The following is a 17161-nucleotide window of genomic DNA, read 5'->3' as shown; positions in this document are numbered from 1 at the left end:
ACATTATCAATATCAGAATCGGTGCGGATAAGGCCAGAAACATTCCATAATAGTAAATGACTTTTGAGAGTAAAAAAACAAGTCCGAAAAAGACAATGACATAACTAATTGCAAGATGGATATTACTTCTTTTGTGGTAATCCAAAAAGATCAGGAAAGGACAAAGCAAAGAAACGAGTGGTATGAGAATTGAAATGATCATGCTGATACCAAATTAGTGCTTTTGAATTAATTAAGATTGTTGTCGGTCAAAATATTGAGTGAAATAATTCGTAATTTGCATCCGTGATTAATTGATTAAAGATGCCGAAATTCAAAGATTTCAATTTTAAATTGGCTGTGATCCAGGAACTGATGTACAGCAAAAAACTGCTACAGCCCGCTTTTGACGTCAAGTCGTTTGTTGGTCCTGAAAAATGGCGCAAAATTGACAATGCGAAGCATCCTTCAAAAGCTGCACCTGGAGTGAAGAAATTCTTTAAAGACCTGGATATTCCACAGGAATTACTGGATCAGGTAGAGATTATCGACCAAAATTACCACAAAGCTTATCACCAGGTCATCCCTTATTGGGATGGAGTAGGAGACGAGTTCAACATTACCTCAACAGAAGATGTGAAATTGCTTCCCAATCTCAAAAAAGTAATCTTGCTTTACGACCGGGAGCAAAAAATGGTAAGTGAATTCCAAGCAAAGGGAATCGAGGCGCGGTATTTATAATTACGAATTACGAATTCACAAGTTTAGGTACTTTTATTTCATTCGCATTCGGAACTAAGAATTCGTAATTAAATTAGTGATCTTCTCTTAATGTGCGCCCAAATTGGTAATCGATGAACTCCGCCAAGGTACTATAACCTGAAACTTCTTTGGTCTCGTGGTCCCAATCGACCGTTGCGTAAGAATTTTCAATCGCTTCTGGTTTGTAGAAATTCTGACAATTCCCAGCATCATCTTCCCAAAAAGGCAGAAGGTCGAAAAAACTGTAGTCCAATTCCCATTCTTCGATCTTGTCTTCGAGGAAAGTTAAAGATGTTTCCAATTTCTCAGCAGCTGCGATGCAATGTGAAAGCTGGTTCCTTAAAGCGCCTTTCAGATTCCCGAAATTTCCGTGAACGGAGTACAGTTCCTTTAGATCTTCCGGCATTTTCCATCCGGCCTTCATTAAGTCCTTCGGCAGTTTTGCGTCCGAATTCGGTTCCCTGCCTCCCAGGAATTGATAATAAACATTCCCGTCATAATCTTTCACCTGATAGGCATATGCCAAGTACCACTTTTCTGCTTCAAATATAGCAAACAGGTCAAGTGTGTATTTTTCCAGGGAATCAACAAATTCGATTGGGAATTTTTCCCAGGTTTTGCGAATAGCTTCATCCCGCGGCAATAAATGCAGCTTGTACCAGGGACAGCTTTCTGGAACATCGGAATAATGCATGATCTCCAGGCTCCGGTTATTCTCGCCGTCCACATAAACCTGCGTTTCCGTATCCAGGAAGACCATCAAGCCTTCGCGTCCATGCTTCTCTACAAGTTCCAATTGATAGTTGTAATAAGCTTTCAACTGTTCCATAAAATCCAGCTTACTATTTTGGAAGAAGGATTTCAATTTTAGGTGGATCTCTTTTTGTTGGTTGGCTTCGATTCCGATATTTGGCAACATGCTTAGTGTATAATTTAATAGTCTTAATGCAGATGAAATATATTGCCTCTAAGTTGCATGGATTCGCTAACTAATCTCATTTTGATTCTTTCCGAAGGTTTATTCCCTCGCCATATTTTGTTCTTTGTCACAACTTCGAACGGAAGTTTTTGGTAAAGGGGTAACATTTATCCGAATAATAGAACTATTTAGATCTCCATAAGTTCCCGGAAGTCCACCTGTCATAATTTGCACATCTTCCGAACCAAGGCTTAAACGATTACCTCTGCAAGACCTTATTTTAACTCCATCAATATAAAAATAAACTGAATCCCGGGAGGACAGATTGCTTGAGGTATCAGGAGCCTGGGCAGCTGAATGAGTTGCAGTAAGGAGAAAAAGAATGGAATACAGAATTGATTTCATAAGGACTGTTTTTATAGAGATAATGGATTGAAGGGGATTCCATAAATCGGCAGGTGATTTTTTTTTGTGAACGAATTAATAAAATGGTTTACAACATGGTGTTAAATGTTTGTATATCAGTTTTTTTGACTTTGTGCTGTAAGGGTTGGTTAACCTGTTTTTATATCAATACCTTGTTAACATATTAGTTAACTTACTCACAAGCCCAAAATTCAACTGTCAGCTTGTCAATTTCCTGGCTCCAAGGAATCCATAATAAATATTCCCGTCATAATCTTTCACCTGGTAGACATATGCCAGGCACCACTTTTCTGCTTCAAATATAGCAAGTAGGTCAAGTGTATATTTTTCCAGGGAATCTAGAAATTCGATGGGGAATTTTCCCGGGTTTTGCGAATGGCTTCATCCGGTGGCAATAAATGCAGCTTGTACCAGGGCAGTTTTCCGGAATGTCGGAATAATGCATGATCTCCAGGCTCCGCTCAATAAATGGAGATTTAATTTTTCATGAAGGAATGAACGGATGGAAAGTCAGTTTCCCGACCAATTAAAGTGACGAGGTATGCACCTTTCTCGAGAGTGGAAATATTCAAGGTATAAGTATTTGAAATTAAGTCATTCAATTCACGGACCTTTTCTCCTGTAATTGCGTAGATCGTAATATTAACAGCGTTTTCTGCTGAAGTATTCCAGTCGATATGGAGAAGATCATTTGCAGGATTTGGGTAAATCGAACTATTAATTGAATTACTTTCCGCTAGGCCGGCAAAAGCAAATAGATTTGGATAACAAGCCAGTTCTTCATCGGATGCTTTAGCGGCAGACAGTACATCCGTATAACCGTCATTATTCATGTCAGCGGCAATTACATCCCGACCGGATAACATGCTTATTGGGCCGGAGATCTGGACAGGTGCTTCAAAATTACCGTCACCTTGGTTTTCGTGCCACTGAACACGCTCACCGAGTGAATAATATGTCGACAAAAGATCGTTATCTCCATCGTTGTCAAAATCAGCAGCATACACAGCTTTCGGGTTTCCATATTGGATGATTGTTTGCTGCGGTCCGAAAACTCCACTGCCCAGATTTTTGTGCCAGCTAATTTTTTCCGACATCCTTCCTGCGGAAATCACATCCGAAAGCCCATCACCGTCCAGATCACAAGCAAATACATCATTGTTTTCGGCCCATTCAGCAATGATCTCCGAACGATAATCGAATGTTCCATTACCATGACCTTTACACCAGGCTATCCCATCACGGAATGCTCCGAGAACATCATCTTTTCCGTCTGCATCCAAATCTGTTACAAATACAGCCGTTGGTTCATAGAACATTGAAAAATCAAATACCTGTTGCGGACCAAATGTTCCATTTCCAAGGTTTTCATACCAGGTAATACGATCATCTCCAAATGATGCAACCAAGACATCGGGATCAGCATCATTATCCAAATCTGCAGTGGTTACATCCTGAGCTGATTCAACTGCTTGAGTAATAATTTGCTGTACACCAAACGTGAAATTCCCTGTATTCTCATACCAAGCAATTTTGTCCATTGAGGCTGATAAAACATCCAGATCTCCATCCCCATCCAGATCACTCCCATGTACTTTATGAGCTACAGAAGCAGAATCTGAAATAACCTGTCTCGGACCAAATGTGAAGTTCCCCATGTTCTCATAGCAGGCAATGTGTCCTTCAGTTTCCGATGCTGATAATACATCTTTATCTCCGTCATCATCCAGATCCGCAACAGCAACTGCCCAGGCATTATTAATTTCTGAAGGGGGAGTTATGTTAATACCGGTACCGAATTGTGCTCTAGCTGCAAAAGTGTATGCGATTAGGAGGATAGATAAGACAAGTTTCATGAATTTAGCTTTGATTGAATACAGTTTTCTACTGAACGTTAAAGTTAGTAAAAGCGTTGGTGAGGATCGGTTTTAGGATCAGATTTAATCTGGTATAGGAGTTAAGTTCCGTTTATTCCGTAGCTATATTTTCCATTAAAAATGAAATAATTCAGCTATTTTTATCCGGATAGTTATCCCGAACTAAATTCACTTTTCATGAAACAATTCGTTGCCCTTGTTGCCCTGGTTTTAATTTCTTTTTTGGGATTTTCCCAACCGGATCCTGTTCCGTATGGTTCCAATAAAGCTGTGGGGAAATTTCTGCGTATTAATGGTGTGAATTTGTATTATGAGATCTATGGAACAGGAGAACCCATTCTGTTGATCCATGGAAATGGTACCGGGATTAAAGGCTGGTCGTCGCAGATCGCTCATTTTTCAAAGAAGTACCAGGTTGTTGCGGTGGATTGTCGTGGACGCGGTCAATCAGAGCTTGGGACGGATTCTCTGACCTACATTCAGCAGGCAAGTGATTTAGCAAAATTACTAACAGAATTGAAACTGGAAAACGTAACTGTGATCGGGAAGAGTGATGGAGCGATCATTGGTTTATTAATGGCGATTTATTATCCGGGAACGATGAAACAATTAGTGTCTTATGGAGCAAATGCCGAGCCGGATGGTCTATATCCTGAAACTGCAAATGGAATCCATTCTGACCGTGTGAAAGCCGAAGAAATGCTGGCAAAAGGGGATTCTACAAAAAACTGGAAATTGGAACAGCAGAAATACCGCATGATGGAATTTCAACCGCATATTACTGCCGAAGATTTAAAGAAAATTTCGATTCCGGTACTGGTTATGTCCTGCGACCGGGATGTGATCAAGGAGGAACATACGTTTTGGATCTACCGGAATATCCGCTTTTCAAGCCTGAGTATTTCACCCGGAGAAGTACACCGTTTTCCAACATTGAATCCGGATTTATTCAATTCGATTGTTGGGAATTGGATCTCACAGCCGTTTAAAGGTGAAGCGGTGAGGTTTAAATAGGATAATTATTTTTCCAGTTTCACCGGATTATTTCCAGGAATCCGGTATGTGTTTTTTGATTCTTCGAATCATAGATATGGTAGAAGTAAACTCCATCTGAGTATGCTTCTCCGTTCCAGTCGTTCATATATGCATCGGAAAAGAAGATTGTATTTCCCCAGCGGTTTGCTATGGTTAGTGAAACTTGACCCAAAGACATGTTTTTTATCAGGAACACATCATTTAAGCCATCACTATTAGGTGTAATAATGTTTGGTATTTCTAGAGATACCTCTGGTATCGGAGTGGGAGGAATATATGGACATTCATCGAAATTATAACGGTAGCACATTTGGAAAGAGGGAAGTCCTGATGCGCAACCTCCGGACAACTGAACTGCATTTTCTGTAAATCCACAAGATATACCGATGGCGTCCGGATTTTCAATTCGGGCCAATGAAGATGTCCCGGTTTTAGCAACATATATTTTTCCGTCCGGGCCAATTTGTAGAGCAGAGGCATTGGTCTCTAATGTAGGAAAAATACTACCTATTATTACCATGGATTCAATGACATCTAATGCTGTAAGCTGTGTAAGATCAAATTGATAGATGTTGGTGTCAAGTGTTGTCAAATACAAAAGGTTTCCATTGGGAGAAAACTCTGCCCCATAAAACAGATCGGCACCAATTAGATTATTTATTGGAACACTATCTCTTGGGATTACGAATTTATCTGAAACTGTTCCTGTAGTACGGTTAAAAGAAAGGATGTTTGAACTTTTAAAATTACATGAAACAAGAATATCTCCTTTCGGATTTGCTTTTAAGTATCCAACGCCGACGTTTTCATTAATTCCAGCAATACTTTCAACAGGAATGGAATCAACTCCGCTTGATGAAATTAAGTAGGCGAAAAATCGATTGGTCAACCAGGGTTCCTGACAAATGAGCCATAAACGTTGTTCATCCGTATGCCAGACAACAGCTAGTTTTTCAGAAATTAGAGTTGTTCCTAAGGGAATGTTTTTAACAGCTGTTACAGCTCCTAAACCACTATTAAGTGCCAGGTCTACTTCAGAATAATATAGTTTATTAGAGCCACCAGCCGGAGCCGTGAAAATATAATAACGATTCGGATAGCAAGGCCTTTGAACTATTAATGCAGACTGTGATGTAGAGGGATGTCCCATTAAATTTTGGCCATTTGGCATCATTCCATGGAGTCTGTTCCAAACTGTAATCCCATCAGTATAAAACAGCAAATTACCGACACTGTCTGAAATACTGCTGGTTCCCTCCATTGTATTTAATTGAGAGTTTTGAACTGAAACCGGAACACCGGAACTAAAATCCAAGGCTGCGTGATCACCAAAAAACCAATGGTTAATTTCCGGAATGTTTTGCCCAAGGCCTTTTAGCAGAAATAAAAAAAAGAGAAGTGCCAAGGAATAGCTTTTCATTTGAATAGTCTTATTGTATTGGTCTATAGATACAATTTGTTTTGAATGGTTGGAGATTATGTTCTTTAACCAATTATTAAAAATATCAAAGCGGTATTTATCCTGTGATTAAGTGTATATTTCTTCTATCTATTACCGGAATGATGTAAGGGTTGGTGCGTTGTTGGTCGTATAGTAAATCACTTAATTCAAAGAGTATGTGTTTTTCAGCAAGCGCAAGTTTTATTGCAGGAGGAGTTCTGACGATAGCAGGTGTGGCTTCCATTAGCCAGGTCCGCAAACCCGCCCATCTGATATTTGCCTCCATGCCTTTACTGTTCGCCATTCAGCAGGTATGTGAGGGTTTTGTTTGGCTTTCGTTATCGGATACCGGTTTTTCCGTGTGGCATACTTTCGCCAAATATGCATTTCTTATTTTTGCCCAGATCATATGGCCCTTTTGGATTCCGCTTGGATACCTGGGAATTGAACGCTTGCCCGAACGCCGGAAAATTATCCGGTATTTTCTTTTCGCCGGTATTGCAGTTTCAATTCTGCTTACTTGCCGACTGATTTTTTCTCCTGCAATTGCACAGATCGATGGCTGTCATATTTCCTACAGAATAGGCACAACGACAGTTCTGCAGATAGTAACTGGTGTCTTGTACATTGCTGCCATTGTGATTGCGCCCTTCTTTTCTACCCGGAAACGGGCGATAGCTTTGGCTGTGGCCAATGTGGTTTCTCTTGTGGTAACACAGGTGTTCTTCGAAGCTTACCTGGTATCTGTGTGGTGCTTTTTTGCAGCCGTACAAAGTGTTTTGGTGATTGCTATTATGCGGGAGATTAAGCGGACACCTGAACTTCCGGATTGATTTCAGCTGGTTTTCCTGCATGTAACCAAAAACATCGGCTGGTTCTCCATTACTTCCCGGATATCGACCAATCCGAATGCTCCGAATTCTGCTCTAATTGATTCGTGGTCGTAAAAGAATATATTGACCCCTCCAAACTGTTCGTAGCGGTCTTTTCCGATCAGTTTCCCGGTTCCATAAGTCGAAGCTTCTTTTGAGATCGCAGTAAAAATCATGCACCCGTTTTCCGGTAGTTGATTGTAGCAGTCCCGGATCAGTTTTTCTCTTTCGCGGGCATGAAGCAAATGGATCAGGGCATAACAAAAAATCCCGTCATACTGAAGCTCATCAAACGGCATATCCGTTACAGAACCATGATAGACATTTATCTGCGTTCCATAATGTTTCTTCAGCAGTTCAATAGCCGTTTCCGAAATCTCAATCCCGGTAACAGACATTCCGCTTTCCAGGAAGGGCCGTGCATTTCGACCATAACCAATTCCTGGGATCAATACCTTCTTTACTGCGTTTTGGACAAAGATATCTGTTGTTATTGCGGTAGAATTGGCAGGGTCGAGACCCCACATTTCCTGCTTTTCAATAAAACTGGCTTCCCAGAACTCCGTTTTTTCGTTTGCTGAATCTTTCATCGTATTTTAAGACATCCGGGATGCCAAATGGTTTAAATTACTACCTGAATTCAATGATTATTCGTCCTTTTCACCCAAGTCACCATTCGACGGACCGTTAATCACTTTTCCCAAAGCACTGAAACGCGAGCCGTGTGCCGGACAATCAAATGTCTTTTCATCTGCATTCCACTGAACGATCGCGCCCAGATGCGGGCAAACGGCACTGCAGATGTGAAGTTTATCCTGTTCATCCCTGAAAACTGCTATTTTCTTTAATCCTTCACGCAATACTGCACCCTCACCGGGTTTTAGCTCTTCGATTGTTTTCTGGTCTCCGGGCATGAGCCAATCCGTATACTGCCGGATCATGTTCCCAACTTCTTTCAGGTAATCACCTGGAGCATGTTTAAATACACTGCGGGAAGGATCAAAAACTTCCGCCCATTTATTTTCTTTTCCAAGAATCAGATCTGTAATTAACTGCGCCCCGATCGCTGCGTTTGTAATTCCGTTACCGGAATCACCTGTGATGATGTAAGTTGTTTCGCTCCCCGGATTCTTCCCGATAAAACCACATCCGTCTACCGTGTTAATGACTTGTCCCGACCATTTGGCAGCAATGCCTGAGATATTAGGAAAATGGTCTTTTGCCCACATTTCGAGATTTTTATAACGTATTTCCGCAGGAATATTTTCCCGGTCTTCCTGGCCGGTCTTGTAGTCCTCTCCACCGACAATTAAATAATCCACATCTCCGTCCCCTTCTTCGATCCGGACGTAATGATAGGGTTTTTGAACCCATGGAGCATCCTGGTCGCCGGTATCCCACCAAAGTGCATATTCGACACTTCCTTTCGGAATTTCCGCAGCAATAGCATAGGTCCGGTATGGCCATTGTTTGGTATGAGTGATCAAGGGACCCGCAATCGGAGTGTTTGTTGCGAGCACAATGTGTTTTGCATTCACAGTAAACCCGTTTACTTCTACGCTATTCTCCGTGAATTTTTTTGCTTTCGAGCGGGTGAAAATTTGTCCGCCTTTCTGTTCAACGATATCTGCTAAAGCGAGTAAAAAAAGTAGTATGTTGAATTGTGCCTGCTGGGGAAACAGAAGGCAGCGCTTGTTATTCCCTTTTAGAAAACCCGGAATGATTTCATGTATGCTTGTTTCAAAACCAAAACGGTTTGTGACCTCAAATTCCTTTTCGATCACATCTTCCTTGTCCGTGGGATGCGGGAAGAGGAAGCCGTCAACCCGTTTGAAATGACAAGCGATCTTTTCGCGTTTTACAAGTTCTTCTATCCAATCGATTGCGGTTTTGTGTGCATCACCGATCAGTTTTGCCTCTTCTTCTCCGAAGCGCGATTCCAGGTCGGAATATTGTGTGTCAAGCGAGTAGGTGAGGTGGGCAGAAGTACGATGAGTTTCACCGCTGCCGATCTCTCCGTCTTCAACCAGGATAACACGTTTTCCATTCGTAAGGAGTTCGTATGCTGTCATTAAACCTGCTACTCCGCCGCCAACGATCAGGACATCCGTTTCCATCGGGCGGGAAAGTGTGTTGAATGATTTAACCGGGGTTTTCAGCATCCAGATAGACGTGTTGCTCCCGGAAGTCTGTTCATCATCGAAAATTTGATCCTTGCGCTCCATACACTTCCTATTTACAGTTGTACAGGAAGTTAAGGAAAATCAAAATGAGGATAAAATGAATTAGGATTATTTAAGAGAGTGGCTGTACACTTATTCCAGTTCTAAGATTTTACGGATGATTTGTTCTTCGCGTTCGGCCAGAGTTCCGCGAACATCCACCGTCTCCAGGTCAAAATCGCTGATCCATTCGTGGAGTAATTCATTGACCTGTTGTCTCAATTCCGGGAACTCACTTTGCGGGCAGTCTATCAGATCTGGTTTTTCAACCGGGACAAATACCAGCAGATCGATTTCTGTCATGGCTTCGCGTACTTTCATGTAGAAGTTTTGTGAAGCTTTGGCACCGCCTGTCACATAGAGATAGGCTAGCAGATCGAGCGGACTTCTGTCAAAAATAACATCCGGCTCATCGATGCAAATTCGTTCGATCGCATACTCAAGCTGGACTGAAAAATCTTCCGCTCCGGGTGTTTCAGAAAAGATATGCCCTTCTTCTTCAAGTTCGACATAAGGTTCCGGGATAAAGAGATAGTCCGGTAAAGTTGTCTGCAGTTTTTCTGCCAGCGTTGTCTTTCCGACACAATGAGCACCTGTAAATGCGATTTTCATAGTGTGAAGATACCCAAAATGAAGTAAACGAAACACACCAGCCTATCGCACCAATGTCACATGTCCTTGAATTTCTTTGGATGCAATACCCGTATTTGCTATTGTAATCACCCATGTGTAAACTCCCGGAAGAGCTTGTTTGCCCTGAATAGTTCCGTCCCATCCATCCATAGCTGATTTTCCTGACCAAATCTGTTCGCCCCAACGGTCGTAAATGCTGAATCCATTGACAACTCCAAAGTAATCGATCGGTTTGAAAATAGCATTCAGTTCGTTCCCATCCGGTGTAAATGTATTTGGAACATAGACAAGATCACTTGGCTTAAATACCGTCATCTTTTTTTCGTCGCTGCAGCCATCTGAATTTGTCACAGTCAGTGAAACAGATAATAATATATAATCATCCAAGGTATACGAACATTGCGGGACTACGGAAATTTGTTGGTCGTTGATTTGCCATAACCAACTTGCGATGTTACCAGTTGATTGATCTGTAAATGTAACGGGAATGTTGGGCTTAACCACTGTAGGTTGAAAGGAAAAATCAGCAATAGGTACTGGAAATGCCTCTGCAAGAATCACTACAGAGTCTTGCACTAAGCAATTGTTTGCACTGATTGCTGTAAGCGATACGGTATAGATTCCGGGGGTTTTAAATTCATATACAGGATTTTGCGTATGCATAATGGTTCCGTTACCCATATCCCAAATCCATTCGGATATTCCCGGAGGACCTATCCCAACCAATTGAATAGTAAATGGTGTACATCCTGAGGTATCACCGACTGTATGACCTATTTGTGTTGTATCTAAAGTAATGGTAATAGAATCGATAGTTGGAAGGCAAGATTCCATTTGATATTGAACCCAGTATGTTCCTGCTTCTGAAACGGGAAGTGTGGGATTCGTGCTTCCATCAGACCAAAGGTACGTGGCACCTGGAACATTAGATAAATTGTTCGAAAGTGTGATGGATCCTTCAAGGCACAGTGTAGCATCAGGACCAAGTTCTAATGGGGATGGAATCAGGTAATCCGGATTATAATACCAGGGTAGTCCATACATGGCAGGAGCTCCAATCGAAGTTCCATTTTCCACATACCCGCAGTTTGTTCCAAGTAGTTCAGGATCTGTGATAACCCCAATAAAGTCGACGGCAGGCCACATATTGTAGCTAACATATATCTTATCATTCGGTGCTATTTGGAGTTGACCGATTTCTCCAGGAGCTGATGCTAACTGACCGACCTTTGTACGAGTGACTGTAATATTTGCTGCTGTCATATCGTATTGAAAAATGCTGTTGTAAGTATTTCCGAATTCACCTGAGTACAATCGATTACCGCTTCTCGAGAATTCCAACCCATAGCTATTGCTTGTAGTGGTCGCTGTGTATAGATTGTTGATTCCTGTTGCGATACCACTTGCGTTATCGAAATCAATGAGTTCAATGCTTCCCATGCCGGAATAAGATCTTGCCATCGCAATTTTTGTTCCTTGTGGATTTGGTCGCATAATCCCAACTCCCGACAAATTAGATGGAACAGAGATTCCGAGATTTGTTGATACAGGGATTGGATTGATTCCTAAAGTACTTACATGATAGGCAAGGAAAACATTGTTCGGATCTTTTCCATGAGTAATGATCCAGGTATCAACACAATTTGCATGCCTTATTGCTGTAACCCATTCGCCGTTGAGCGCATTCAATTGAACATTTTTTACTGCTGTTATATCTCCGGTACCGCCTTGTAAACTCATATCCACTTCGGAATAAGTGAGTCCGTTTAGACAGTTGTGTTCAATACCATCGGTTGCAACAATATAGTATTTGCCCGAATTTCCCGGCTTGGGGATGATTATGCACTGAGAGCTTTTATGACCGAGCAGTCCGGATCCATTGGGCATGACGGAGTTGAAAGCATTCCAAACTTCTATACCATCTGTATAAAATAGTTTGTTGCCATTTGCATCGCTTATGGAAGCACAGGATTCGTTGGTCGTCATCCCGTTACCACCAACTGGAACAGGATTACCCGAACTGAAGCTCAAACCACTCCCAGATCCGAAGAACCAATTCATGTGTTGATTTTGTGCCAGAACTGGCAATGTGGAAATAAGAAAATAAACAAATAATAACTGATACTTCATGGATGGTTTGTGAAAGGGCTTTTCTTCCTTCTTTGAAACGCACAAATGGTAAGAATAGTTGTCTATGTGTGCAAAATAAAGATTCCTGCATGTTTTTCGTTGTGTACAAGTCAATCAAAGAAAAACACATTTAAAATAATAAATTTGTCCTTTTTGGGTGAAAGGTTTATCTTTTGAAAAAATTTGAAGCCATGAAACTATCATCATCTTTACTACAAGCAATCACTTTAGGTGTTTCCGTTGCAACTATCTCTGCTGCAACAACTTCTTGTGAGAAACAAGACATCAGAAAAAAGAACGAGCAACTCAATGAAAACAGAACGGATAGCTCCAATTCCACTACAACTCATTGCGAACCATGTCCTGCTTGTGGAATGGGATAAATGTCAGTTTCAAAAATACGTTCGGGGGTTTCGTGTAATCTAGATAACCAGCTTTTACAAGCAACCTTGCCCTTGTTTGCTTCTGAAAAAGTGGAGGCAATCGAATGGTCTTTCGATACCTTATACAAAGTCCGTGAGATCCCGGATTGGTTTGTTGAACTCCTCCGGGCTTTCAGCCAGGAAGGAAGGCTTATAGGTCATGGTGTCTACTTTTCACTTTTTTCAGGGAAATGGACGACCGAACAACAACGCTGGCTCGATCATTTGCGCAAGGTTTCCGCTAATTTCAAGTTCGATCACATAACGGAGCATTTCGGTTTCATGACCGGCGAGGATTTCCATAAAGGTGCACCAATCTCTGTTCCATACACTTCCGAAACGCTGGCGATTGGTATTGATCGACTGCAGCGCATCCAGGAAGCCTGTTCCTGTCCTGTCGGATTGGAAAACCTGGCTTTTTCCTATTCTTTGGATGAAGTGCAACGTCATGGAGAATTTTTGGAACGGTTGATTGAACCCGTTAACGGATTCATTATTCTGGACCTGCACAACCTGTATTGTCAGCTTCAAAACTTTTCACTCGATTTTGAAACATTGATCCGGGCCTATCCGCTCGACCGAGTGCGGGAGATTCATATTTCCGGTGGAAGTTGGGAATCATCCGGAATCCGGCCCGAACGTACTATCCGGAGAGATACACACGACGATGCAGTTCCGGAAGCTGTCTTTGATTTGCTGAGAAAAACATTGCCTTTGTGTAAGAATCTAAAGTTTGTCATATTGGAACAATTGGGAATTGCACTTCATACAATGGAAAGTCAGCGCCAATTCCAAATGGATTTCGAACGAATGCAGTCAATTATCCATACTTTCAATTCACGAAATCAATCCATTTCAGTTACAGATTTTTTGCCGAAAGAATCCATTTCACTAAACGAACCGGTTCCCGAATCGGCAAAATTGTACGAACAGCAAGTCGAATTGTCTTCCATACTCGAACACTCGGCAGATTACAATGAAGCGCTTCGTTCACTCCATCGATCGTCATTGGCACATTCTTCCTGGGAAATCGAAAAATGGTCGCCCTATATGCTGGAAACGGCTTTGCGAATCGCACAGAAGTGGAAACAGGGGTGGTGATTCAATAAAAAAACCTCGTTTGAGTTAACAAACGAGGCCTTTAAAATAAATTTACTATTTGAAGCTATTCTTTCACGAAACGTTCGTGGTGAATTGTGCCTTCTTTCGTGGTGATCTCAATGACATAAGCTCCCTGATCCAGTTTTTCTACATCAAGAGTTAATGTTCGCTCAGTTGCATTTTGCGAAAGCACAAGTTTGCCTTTCATGTCGTAAACCACCACTTCCCGGATTGTTTCATCCTCCAGTGTAATGTTCAACAGATCAGAAGCAGGATTCGGTGCCAATGAAACTTCCGGAGTAGCTGTGTTAAGTGCTTTAGGTGCAATGCTTTGGCAAAGAATGTGCTCTAAGATTGGTCGCGGTCCCGGAGTTGGCATGTAGACAGCAGGGTACATCGGAAGCGGATTGAAGTTTCCGGTGCCAATCACATTAGGTGGATTGGAAAACGTATACGCCTCCAATAATCTTTCGCATTTCGAAGCCTTGAACAGGGAAGATACGTTTAAGTCAAAACCACCGTAGTTTGTATTTTGATTAACCAAATAAGTTCGTCTTTCATAAGGATTATAAGTAATCATATCCGGTGTATTGATAAAAACAGAGTTCCCGTTTTGTTCGAAATAACTCGGAGAAAGAGGCGAGTTATTATCTGACTGGTACTGCTTTGCTACAATAAATGCCAAATCATCCCGCATGACTACCTGGAAAGGAGTGAGCTGCTGCGGCAATGCACCGAACGGAGCGCTTAAGTATCCGCCCAAAATAATATAATTGTCCGGAGTTTGCTGTAAGCGGAAACCATTTTGGTCCACACCGCCTCCGATCGGAAGTGTAGTGAATTGATGGCTGACCCATGAAGTCAGGAACACTCCGGTAGTCGGATCACACTTTGCGATTTGGTACTGGTGCATAACGCTGTTGTTAGCCGTGAGGTAAACTACATTCAGTGCCGAATTATACATAACGGATGAGCCTGCAAACCGGGAATTGGTATTGTCAATAATGTATGAAAAAGTAACATTGCCACTATAATCGGTTCCCATTATTAAGAGGTTTTGTTCCCCTGACGGTCCGTTACATGACCCGGAAATAAAATAGCCAGATCCGTCCACTTCCGTAATGTTCTCCAGCATATCATAATCCGCATTACTTGCAGGAGGAAGATCCAGTTGGATTGGCATGTAAAGAATATTATTGAAATTGTTGATATCCAGTCCTAGCACAAAACCGTATTTGGGGTTGAAAGCAAAACTGGTGGATGACATTGTACCTATAACTTCAGTTCCTACTATGGTTACCTGTCCCATTGGTTCCGAAAGAATCACCTGGTGAGGGATCATTGAGTTGTTACTGAAAGGATACTCCAGTGAACTTTGAACCGGTGTTCCGGTCATGAAGTCGACTTCGGTCACAATCATCTTGTAAGCTGTTCCACCGGTAGTTACAGCTGTCATTCCGGTAAGAACGATCGTTTTTGTAGCTTCCCTAATAGTGAAATCCATTAAATAAACAGCATCCGGATAATCGACATAATAGGTTGTAACCGGCGCTCCGGTGACGGTGGAAACCTTAAATGTGGGAGTTAACAATCCTGTTGCAGGGTTTGTTTCCGTATAACCGCTAAAGACAAAGTCTTTATAGGTTTCAACAGATAGATTCGGATTGTCCCAACTTCCGTTGGTAGATTCTAAGATTCGTTGTGCGCTGCACAGGTGTGACACCAATAGAATTGCCACTGTAAATAGTGTTGTCTTCATAATAAAGTGAATAATAGTTAAAGGAAGTAAGTTAAGGCATTCCCTATCGCAAGTCAAATGCAAACCGTTAAATTTTAGGCTTTGTAAAATATAAAACAAAAGAGATTGGGTTGGTTAGATTACTAACTATCAAGGGTTTTGTCCGTTATTAAATAAAAAAAGGAGTAGACCTTAAGCCAACTCCTTTTTCAATACATTCTGTGTCTTACTGTTAATTCATCGAATGTAATGCCATTTTATTTCCTTCCGTATCTACGAAATGTGCCATAAAACCATTGTTCCCGATTGAAGTTTTGGGCATCAGGATTTTACCTCCGGCACTTTCAATTCTGGAAAGAGGTCCGCTTAGGTCATCACCGCCGTTCAGGTAAATGACAGATCCTGTCATGGAAGGCTCAAATCCGTCGCCCTGAACAATTGCTCCACCAACACCATTTTGCATATCGCACGGCAGAATACCGTACTTGAAATCCGGATGAGGCATTTCCTGGATCTCTGCTCCGAAAAGTGTTCCATAAAATGCTTTGGCTCTGTTGAAATCTTTGACTGGGATTTCGAACCAGTTGATTGAATTAACCATATGCTTGTTATTTAGTTGTTCCTTCCTGAGGGATTAATATTAATAAGTTCCTGTATAAAATTCAAGCCTGCGGCAATTGTTTGTGTATCTAACTTATTAAAATGCGAAAAGAATCATCTGCTTAAGATTAATATTTGCCCCTGATTCTCAGTTTATCCGGATTTCTGACAAAGAGCAGGCGTGTGATTTCCCGACCTTCCAGCTCCACGTACTGCATTGAGTCCAGCTCTCCGGTTGTCTGATTGAAAATAATAGCTGCAGGCCGGCCGTTTACAAATGCAGACCGATACTCGAATTGATGTTGCTGGACTTCCTGAAGCTGCGTAACCCCGATGAGAAATTTGAGAACTTTCTCCAACCCGAAGAGAGCTTTGAGGGCAGCAGCACGTTTGCCTCCGCCATCGCTGAAAAGTTCGATATCACTGCGCAACAATGAATCCAGCTCCGAACGATCCTGACCGTGTAGCGCCGCAAGAAAGGCTTCGGTGAACTTTCGCTGTTTCTCAGCATCTACCTGTAAGGGCTTGCTTCGTCCGAGCTTTTCATGTGCGCGATGCAGCAATTGCCGGCAATTCTCAGCAGTAAGCCCCGTTATATCGGCAATCGAAGTATATTCCTCCGTAAAGCTTTCGCGCAGAATAAAGACTGCCCGTTCATTGGGATTCAATCGTTCCAGCAAAAAGAGCATGCCGTATTCAAGTGTTGGCACAGGTTCCGGTTCTAAAGTAATATAAGGTTCCGGAAGCCACATTCCGATATAGTTTTCCCGGCTTTTACGAAGATCGTTGAGTCGGTTGATACTTTGATTTACCGCAATTCGCGCCAGGTAGGCTTTTGCATCGTGAACTTCCGAAGCGGATATCCACTTTTCAAAAACATCCTGTACAACATCCTCGGCCTCTTCGACCATACCCAGCATATTGTAGGAGATGCTAAAGAGATAGGAGCGAAGCCCTAATATTTCTTTTGTGAGTTCCATTGAAAAACAAAATTACTAAGTTCT

The 17161-nt window shown here is 41.9% G+C and carries 16 protein-coding genes; 5 read left to right on the top strand and 11 right to left on the bottom strand.

The window, feature by feature from the left end:
- The first annotated feature begins 303 nt into the window (after positions 1–303).
- On the top strand, positions 304–720 hold the full coding sequence (locus K0S23_RS16440) for a hypothetical protein (protein WP_300359739.1): 417 nt from the start codon (positions 304–306) through the stop codon (positions 718–720).
- Between the two features lie 73 nt (positions 721–793).
- Here K0S23_RS16440 and K0S23_RS16435 read toward each other — a convergent pair whose 3' ends face one another.
- From K0S23_RS16435 to K0S23_RS16425, 3 genes are all read right to left on the bottom strand, one after another.
- On the bottom strand, positions 794–1660 hold the full coding sequence (locus tag K0S23_RS16435) for a hypothetical protein (protein WP_300359736.1): 867 nt from the start codon (positions 1658–1660) through the stop codon (positions 794–796).
- A 99-nt stretch (positions 1661–1759) separates the two neighbouring features.
- Entirely contained in the window at positions 1760–2065 is a 306-nt protein-coding gene (locus K0S23_RS16430) for a hypothetical protein (RefSeq protein WP_300359733.1), read from the bottom strand.
- Between the two features lie 497 nt (positions 2066–2562).
- Entirely contained in the window at positions 2563–3942 is a 1380-nt protein-coding gene (locus K0S23_RS16425; protein ID WP_300359731.1) for a T9SS type A sorting domain-containing protein, read from the bottom strand.
- Positions 3943–4140: 198 nt separating this feature from the next.
- Here K0S23_RS16425 and K0S23_RS16420 point away from each other — a divergent pair, with 198 nt between their 5' ends.
- Complete coding sequence (locus K0S23_RS16420; RefSeq protein ID WP_300359728.1) at positions 4141–4977, top strand: alpha/beta hydrolase; 837 nt, start codon at positions 4141–4143, stop codon at positions 4975–4977.
- A 19-nt stretch (positions 4978–4996) separates the two neighbouring features.
- On the opposite strand, the gene K0S23_RS16415 is transcribed toward K0S23_RS16420, so the two are convergent.
- Positions 4997–6418: a gliding motility-associated C-terminal domain-containing protein gene (locus K0S23_RS16415; RefSeq protein WP_300359725.1), complete on the bottom strand. Its 1422-nt coding sequence runs from the start codon at positions 6416–6418 to the stop codon at positions 4997–4999.
- A gap of 197 nt (positions 6419–6615) precedes the next feature.
- Between K0S23_RS16415 and K0S23_RS16410 the strand changes: the two genes are divergently transcribed.
- Positions 6616–7272, top strand: a complete 657-nt coding sequence (locus tag K0S23_RS16410; RefSeq protein ID WP_300359724.1) for a DUF6629 family protein — start codon at positions 6616–6618, stop codon at positions 7270–7272.
- A gap of 2 nt (positions 7273–7274) precedes the next feature.
- On the opposite strand, the gene K0S23_RS16405 is transcribed toward K0S23_RS16410, so the two are convergent.
- The 4 genes from K0S23_RS16405 to K0S23_RS16390 all read right to left on the bottom strand — a co-directional run bounded on the left by K0S23_RS16405 (position 7275) and on the right by K0S23_RS16390 (position 12227).
- A complete protein-coding gene (locus K0S23_RS16405; RefSeq protein WP_300359723.1) occupies positions 7275–7901 on the bottom strand; it encodes a bifunctional 2-polyprenyl-6-hydroxyphenol methylase/3-demethylubiquinol 3-O-methyltransferase UbiG in 627 nt (208 codons plus the stop codon).
- A 57-nt stretch (positions 7902–7958) separates the two neighbouring features.
- Positions 7959–9536 carry an FAD-dependent oxidoreductase gene (locus K0S23_RS16400; RefSeq protein ID WP_300359720.1) on the bottom strand — a complete coding sequence of 526 codons (1578 nt, stop codon included), beginning with the start codon at positions 9534–9536 and terminating at the stop codon, positions 7959–7961.
- Positions 9537–9626: 90 nt separating this feature from the next.
- Positions 9627–10145, bottom strand: coding sequence for an ATP-binding protein (locus K0S23_RS16395; RefSeq protein ID WP_300359717.1), 519 nt, complete (start codon positions 10143–10145; stop codon positions 9627–9629).
- Between the two features lie 42 nt (positions 10146–10187).
- Positions 10188–12227 (bottom strand): PKD domain-containing protein, encoded by a 2040-nt coding sequence (locus K0S23_RS16390; protein ID WP_300359714.1) that lies wholly within the window; start codon positions 12225–12227, stop codon positions 10188–10190.
- A 260-nt stretch (positions 12228–12487) separates the two neighbouring features.
- Here K0S23_RS16390 and K0S23_RS16385 point away from each other — a divergent pair, with 260 nt between their 5' ends.
- Together K0S23_RS16385 and K0S23_RS16380 are read left to right on the top strand one after the other, a co-directional pair.
- A complete protein-coding gene (locus K0S23_RS16385) occupies positions 12488–12679 on the top strand; it encodes a hypothetical protein (RefSeq protein ID WP_300359711.1) in 192 nt (63 codons plus the stop codon).
- Positions 12680–13819 carry a DUF692 family multinuclear iron-containing protein gene (locus tag K0S23_RS16380; protein ID WP_300359709.1) on the top strand — a complete coding sequence of 380 codons (1140 nt, stop codon included), beginning with the start codon at positions 12680–12682 and terminating at the stop codon, positions 13817–13819.
- Between the two features lie 64 nt (positions 13820–13883).
- Here the strand turns inward: K0S23_RS16380 and K0S23_RS16375 are convergent, their stop codons facing one another.
- From K0S23_RS16375 to K0S23_RS16365, 3 genes are all read right to left on the bottom strand, one after another.
- Entirely contained in the window at positions 13884–15578 is a 1695-nt protein-coding gene (locus K0S23_RS16375) for a T9SS type A sorting domain-containing protein (RefSeq protein ID WP_300359707.1), read from the bottom strand.
- Positions 15579–15789: 211 nt separating this feature from the next.
- On the bottom strand, positions 15790–16158 hold the full coding sequence (locus K0S23_RS16370) for a VOC family protein (RefSeq protein ID WP_300359704.1): 369 nt from the start codon (positions 16156–16158) through the stop codon (positions 15790–15792).
- A 127-nt stretch (positions 16159–16285) separates the two neighbouring features.
- Positions 16286–17137, bottom strand: a complete 852-nt coding sequence (locus tag K0S23_RS16365) for a sigma factor (RefSeq protein ID WP_300359701.1) — start codon at positions 17135–17137, stop codon at positions 16286–16288.
- Positions 17138–17161: the final 24 nt, after the last annotated feature.

Origin of the sequence: Fluviicola sp., from assembly GCF_029266855.1 — a bacterium.
GTDB lineage: Bacteria > Bacteroidota > Bacteroidia > Flavobacteriales_D > Crocinitomicaceae > Fluviicola.
Note: the sequence above shows the minus strand (reverse complement) of the source record. Positions and strands in the feature narration are given on the sequence as shown.